At 61.5% G+C, this 1,563-nt stretch carries 2 protein-coding genes; both read right to left on the bottom strand.

Annotated features, from left to right (window positions below; translation table 11 throughout):
• On the bottom strand, positions 1–1,088 hold a 1,088-nt coding region (locus ABT116_RS45145; protein ID WP_351646848.1), incomplete at its 3' end, for a peptide MFS transporter.
• 57 nt (positions 1,089–1,145) lie between these two features.
• Positions 1,146–1,563: DUF3054 domain-containing protein (locus ABT116_RS45140; protein ID WP_351646846.1), on the bottom strand; the 418-nt coding region annotated here is incomplete at its 5' end.

Raw genomic sequence — 1,563 nt, 5'->3', positions numbered from 1 at the left:
GGCGACGACGGCTGACGGTCACCGAGTTTTGTCCACATCGCTGCAAACACGCCGGCAAAGATGATGATGAACACCGGGTTGATCGACTGCACCCACGTCGGGGGGAAGTCCCAACCGAAGAGATTGCGGTCCAGGAGTTTGTCGGAGATCACCGGCACGGTGGTGAACTGCTGCTGAAACAGCGACCAGAAGGCCGCGCTCGCAATGAACATCGGGATGAACGCAAAGACTCGACTGCGTTCGACCTTGGTCACCTTCTTGCTGGTGAGCATGAGGAGGAAGTAACCGACGGACGCGACGATCGTGAGTCCGACAACGACGTCGGACATGTTGTCGGCCGTGATCAAACCGGTGACGGAGGCGACCGCGACGACGACGATCGCGGCAATGCCGATCCCGATGTAGAGCGCGCGCTTGTCTGCGGGCAACGGGTTGCCGGGCTCGGCACCGATTCCGTGAAGATGCTTGCGGCCCAGCGTGTACTGGATCAGGCCGAGCGCCATGCCGACGGCAGCGAGAGCAAAACCGGCGTGGAATCCCCAGGCGTCCTGGACAGCTCCGGTGAGCAGCGGACCGACAAGACCGCCGATGTTGATGCCCATGTAGAAGATGGAGAATCCGGCGTCGCGGCGAACATCCTGTTCGGAATAGAGATCTCCGACCAGAGAGGTCGCATTGGCCTTCAGGCCGCCGCTGCCGAAGGCGACCATGACCAGGCCGACGCCGACACCCCACAGGCCGGGAAGAACCGACAAGGCGATGTGGCCGGCCATCACCAGCGAAGCACTGTAGAAGAGCGTGCGCTCGGAGCCGAGAAGTCGGTCGGCCACCCACGCGCCGAGAATCGTCGACAGGTAGACGGTGCCGCCGTACGCGCCGACGATGCTGGTCGCTGCCGCCTGACTGATGCCGAGGCCGCCGTCGCTGACGCTGTAGTACAGGTAGTAGATGAGGATGCCTTGCATCCCGTAGAAGGAGAATCTCTCCCACATCTCGACGCCGAACAGGTTCGCCAGCGCAAAGGGTTGGCCGAAGAACCCCCGGTCTTCTTTCTCGCTACGTTCGACGGGCTCCGTAGTGTTGCTCATCCGAAAAGTGTCCTACGTGCTCGGGTATTTCGGGTAGTTCCGAGCCGTGGAGTTTGGTTACGACTTGGTGCGGATTTTCGATACCAGCGGAGCGAGTGCGCGCCAACCGAGAAGGAACGCGCCGAGGACCAGCGTCGCGACGACGATGAAGCTGAACTGGGTGCCCTGGCCACTCAACACTCGCAGGATCATGCCGATGACGACGGCGCCGAGCCAAACGACAATGCCGGTGGGAAGAAGGAGAACGGCGTTGAACTTGTCGCGGTACAGCGCGAACGTGGCAGCCCATCCGATCACCAGGCCGGTCAGGAAGGGCCAGGATGTCTTCGCCAGACCGGCGAGCGCGTTGGCTTCTTCGTGGGTACGGCGCCCTATCGCGCAGAAGATTATGACAAGAATGGCGTCGATCAGCAGGAATGGTGCGTACTTCTTCACGCTCACACCATACGACTGTGCGCCTTTATTAACCGCGGGC

Source organism: Streptomyces sp. NPDC002130 (assembly GCF_040296465.1).
Lineage (GTDB): Bacteria > Actinomycetota > Actinomycetes > Streptomycetales > Streptomycetaceae > Streptomyces.
This window is presented reverse-complemented; position numbering and strand designations above follow the sequence as displayed.